This is a genomic window from Brevibacterium picturae (assembly GCF_030453725.1).
In the GTDB taxonomy this organism is placed as follows: domain Bacteria; phylum Actinomycetota; class Actinomycetes; order Actinomycetales; family Brevibacteriaceae; genus Brevibacterium; species Brevibacterium sandarakinum_A.
In genome coordinates this window covers 1-4,393 of record NZ_JAKDJU010000216.1, presented here as the reverse complement: position 1 = coordinate 4,393, position 4,393 = coordinate 1, and the positions used below count along the sequence as shown (strand labels likewise).

The 4,393-nt window shown below is 62.0% G+C and carries 5 protein-coding genes; 1 reads left to right on the top strand and 4 read right to left on the bottom strand.

The features are described from left to right. From L0G76_RS14375 to L0G76_RS14360, 4 genes are all read right to left on the bottom strand, one after another. Nucleotides 1–364: iron chelate uptake ABC transporter family permease subunit (locus tag L0G76_RS14375; RefSeq protein ID WP_304357845.1), on the bottom strand; the 364-nt coding region annotated here is incomplete at its 3' end. Nucleotides 365–394: 30 nt separating this feature from the next. Continuing rightward, nucleotides 395–1,387: a siderophore ABC transporter substrate-binding protein gene (locus L0G76_RS14370; RefSeq protein ID WP_304357844.1), complete on the bottom strand. Its 993-nt coding sequence runs from the start codon at nucleotides 1,385–1,387 to the stop codon at nucleotides 395–397. A 197-nt stretch (nucleotides 1,388–1,584) separates the two neighbouring features. Next, entirely contained in the window at nucleotides 1,585–2,643 is a 1,059-nt protein-coding gene (locus L0G76_RS14365; protein WP_304357843.1) for an inositol monophosphatase family protein, read from the bottom strand. 441 nt (nucleotides 2,644–3,084) lie between these two features. After that, nucleotides 3,085–3,240, bottom strand: a complete 156-nt coding sequence (locus L0G76_RS14360; RefSeq protein ID WP_304356836.1) for a hypothetical protein — start codon at nucleotides 3,238–3,240, stop codon at nucleotides 3,085–3,087. A 360-nt stretch (nucleotides 3,241–3,600) separates the two neighbouring features. Here L0G76_RS14360 and L0G76_RS14355 point away from each other — a divergent pair. Beyond that, the coding region (locus L0G76_RS14355) for an FAD-binding oxidoreductase (RefSeq protein WP_304357842.1) at nucleotides 3,601–4,393 on the top strand (793 nt) is incomplete at its 3' end.

Here is a 4,393-nt window from a genome sequence, read left to right as displayed (position 1 = left end):
TGCCCGTCGTCGTCGGTTCGACGAATCGGTTCTGCGTCAGCAGCTGCATGACCAGACCGCACATCGCCATCGCCGCCCCGGAGAGGACAAGTGCAATGGTGCGCGGCACACGGGTGATCTGGAACATCTCGGCTCCGCCGTCACCGCCGAAGATGTCGTAGACGCCGGTCAACAGGGAGAGGACGAGCAGCAGCAGGACACCGACGACGCCCGCCGCGAGCTTCCAGCTCAGCAGCGGGCTCTTCACCTCGGCAGAGCCCTTCCTCGCCGAGGTGGCACCACCTCCTGTGGAGACACCGGTATCCGTCGCCGTCGGGCCGACGTCGCCACCGTGAGTGGTGGGGCCGTTGCGTGTACTCGTCATACTCTCGATCTCAATTACAGCTGGGAATCATTACTTCTGCTCTTCGAGCTTGTCTGCGAAGGAGTTGTAGAACTCGGTGTAGGTCTGAATTCCTTCGTTGAGGTAGGTGTCCTGCGGGAAGTAGACGATCTTGTCGTCCTTGATCGCGGGAACGTCCTTGAGCGCTTCGGAGTCCTCGAGGACTTCGGCAGCGGGCGCCGAGCCTTCATCGCGCTCCTCGGGTGCGAATGAGGCATCGCGATCCATGACGACCATGAGATCGGGTTTGGAGTCTGCGATGGCTTCGACCGAGATGTCATCTCCCTGGTGATCTTCGCTGCTCGCCTCGACTTCAAGGGCAGGACTGAGACCGAGGGCGTCGAAGACCGGTCCGACGGTGCGTCCGGTCGAGGGTGCGGAATAGCCGATGTCACCCGCCGAGGTGATGAGGCCCATGGCCGTGTCACTGCTGTCATAGGCCGCCTTGGCTCGTTTCACCGAGGCGTCGTAGTCGTCGATGATCTTCTTCGCCTCGTCCTGTTTGCCGAAGACTTCACCCAGGACGGTCGTCTGGCGCTTGAGTTCCGATCCGAAGTCCTCGCCGTCGCGAGGATCGAGCTCGAGCACCGTGGCCTCGGGCGCTAGCTTCGCGAGGTCGTCGTGGAATTGCGCGAATCGCTGGCCATTGATGACGAGGTCCGGCTTGGCCTCGACGATCTTCTCCAGGTCGGGTTCGCGGTGCGAGCCGAGGTCGAGGACCGAGTCGTCCTTCGTGTAGCTGAGGTCCTCGGACATCAGGGAGACAGCACCGGCGCTGAGTTCGATGTCCCAGGCGTCCAGGGTCTCGAAGGTGCGGTTGTCCGTGGCGACCACCGAGGTGGGAGGACTCACCACGGTCTGCGTTCCGTTGTTGTCTTCGATGTCGATGGTGCTGCTCGAATCGGCGTCGGCGCCGGTGTCCTCGGCGGCAGCTTGGCCACATCCGGCTAGAGCGAGTGCGACCACGCCGGCCAGGGCGCTGAAACGGAGGCGAGACGAAACCATGATTATCTACTTCCTGCAAAAGTCATTGATGACAAATGAACACGAACCGTGAATTAGCTTAGCCTAAGCTTCATGGAATACGTGACAGTAATCTAACGTTATTCATCTCACATTGACAACGCAGGTAGTCGCGGCGCGGCTCAGCGCAGGACGCTGGCCCGGCAGTGAAGCAGCCGGGTCAGCGGTGGGACAGTCGATCAGATCGAGGCGATGAGCCGACGAACTTCCCGCTCGGACTCCGCGGCTGCTGTGGGGCCACCGGAGCCGCCTCGGTGAACATAAGCGCCGGACTCTTCGGCGATGACGCCGCCACCGGCGTAGTCGTAGATCCCGAGACCGCGCTCGGCATAGCTGTTGACCTTACCTTCGGCGAGCATGCACAGGTCGATGGCCGCCGATCCGCACCGGCGGATGTCGTCATAGCCGTCCATCAGCGTGAACAGCTTCGCCAACTGTGGCCTGCGGTTGCCGCCGGTGTAGGCGAAACCGGTCGCCAGCAGTCGCCCGGAGAGCCCGGCGGGCGTGCCACGCAGTCGCTGCGCGCGGACGCCCCGCTCCGAGCCAAGGGCCGACACTGTCTCGCTGGCCGACACTGTCTCGCTGGCCGACGCCGTCTCGCTGGCCGACGCCGAGGCGCCGCCCTCCGACAGGCGCCCTTCGACACGATAGGCGCCGCGCCCCTTGGCCCCGAACCACGTGGCATTCAGCCCCGGCGAGGCGACGAGACCGATCAGCCAGCGGTCCTCGTCCAGGCCCCGCCCATGGACTTCGCCGGACTCACAGACGCCGACGGAGAACGCATAGTGTTCGATGCTGCGGACATAGTTGACGGTTCCATCGATGGGATCGACATGCCATTCCAAGGGCCGGTTGCTGTCAGTCGCATCCTGACTGCGATCACTCATGTCGATGAGATCATTGCCGCTCGGATCAAAGCTGCTGAGCCTGCGCAGGAACTGCGCGTCGAAGAATTCGGTGGGGTCCAGTGCCGGAGCCCCCTCCTCACCGACCATGGCATCGCCGGGGCGGACCTTCGCCAGGTACCCGCGCACGAGTGATTCGATCTGCGCATCTGCGAGAGTCACGAGATCGTTGGGTGAGGTCTTCGTATCCACGACCGAGGCATCAAGCCGCGCGCCGAGGGAGCCGCGCCAGGCCACCATCTGCTCCCACGCCATCATGGACAGATCCGAAGCGATTCGGATCAATGGCAGATCGCTGACATCACTGGGCAGAAGGTCGGTCTCTGAGCTCATAGTTCAACTCTAGTCGGCTCTCACCAGCTCTTTTATGTAACAACACTGCAATACTGTCGCGAGTGTGTACTTCTTGCATCTAAGCCGCATTGAGGCCGGATTCCGTCGAGGTCACGACGTCGAATTCGCACCACTGTCCTTCTCGAGCCCGAGCCGAACCGGACAAGCTGAGGTCCGACATCTCGATCACATGAGCACTCGACCCCGCAGGCGCTCCACCACCCCAGCGTGCACGTCCCATTAATGCCACGTGCACGCTTTTCACATGAATTCCACAATAAAGAACTCTTGTTATCAAATGGTGATGAAAAGTATGACTCGGGTCACCATTGAGCACCCGAAGCACGCGCCCGTGCGAATCACGTCACTGTGACCCACAGTCGGGACGACGACCTCGGCGCGCCATCGGTCGGCAGACGCTACTGCGGCAGTGCTGTGACCCTATTTCGCCGGTGCCGGTGCGGATTGTGCACCTTCGGGGCGCTGCACCTGACCATGCCTGCGCACGATCTCCTGCACCGCCTGCGATGAGGTCCCGGCAGCCTCCGCGATGGACCCGAAGGTTGCCCCTTCTTCACGAGCGCGAAGAATCGCCATCACGTAATCGGTATTGACTTTGGCTCGCTGACGAGAAACCTTCCGAACTGCACCAACTAAGGCTGTCTGATCAACGGTTAATTCACGGGCACGACGCGACATGGTTTCTTCCCTTACTTACGACTGTGGCTCGATGCCAGCTAATGATGTAGTTCCATTAAATACCACCACTATGAAAATAAGCCAATAGTTCCCGAATCAAAGAAATTGATGCAGTATCTTAACCTTTCGATATAACGTTTTAATAACGTTTCCGAGGATCCTGCAACCCGCCGGTGGAACATCCCGCCCGTAGTGGGCACCATCCCACACACGACTGAAGGAGTATCCGACTGGCAGCTGAAGTGGCACAATGCGGACATGACCACATTGGCTCACAGCTCCAGTGCACCTCGGAAGTCTGCGGAGACAGAGATGTCCCTCGCCGATGCTCTCTCGACCGAGCTCCGAACCTCGGGCGTCCGTGACTTCAGCGTCGATGACACCGACCGTGCCGCTTACACCACCGATGCTTCTCTGTTCCGCCTGGTGCCGCAGGTCATCGTGTTCCCGCGCGACGAGGCCGACGTCTCGCGCACACTGGCGATCGCGCGCCGATTGGGCGTGCCCATCACCAGTCGCGGCGCGGGCACCTCGATCGCGGGCAATGCGATCGGCACGGGCATCATCCTCGACTTCTCCCGCCACATGAACGAGGTCCTCTCCCTCGACCCCGATGCGCAGGCCGCCTGGGTCCAGGCGGGATGCATCCACGCTCACCTGCAAGCCCAGGCGCGGCCACACGGTCTGCGCTTCGGCCCGGATCCTTCCACCCATACTCGCTGCACGATCGGCGGGATGATCGGCAACAACGCCTGCGGGCCACGAGCGCTGGGCTACGGTCGCACCGGCGACAACATCCTCGCGCTGGTGGTCATGCTCGTCGACGGCACGATCGTCACTCTCGACGACACCGATTCGTCCGAGCAGTTCCCGCGTCTCCACGAACTCGTCGGCAAGGAACTGGGCACCATCCGGACGAATCTCGGCACCTTCTCTCGGCAGGTCTCCGGGTACGGGTTAGAAGCGCTGCTGCCGGAGAACGACTTCGACCTGCGTCGGGCCTTCGCCGGGACCGAGGGCACCTGGGGCATCGTGCTGGCCGCGAAGATGC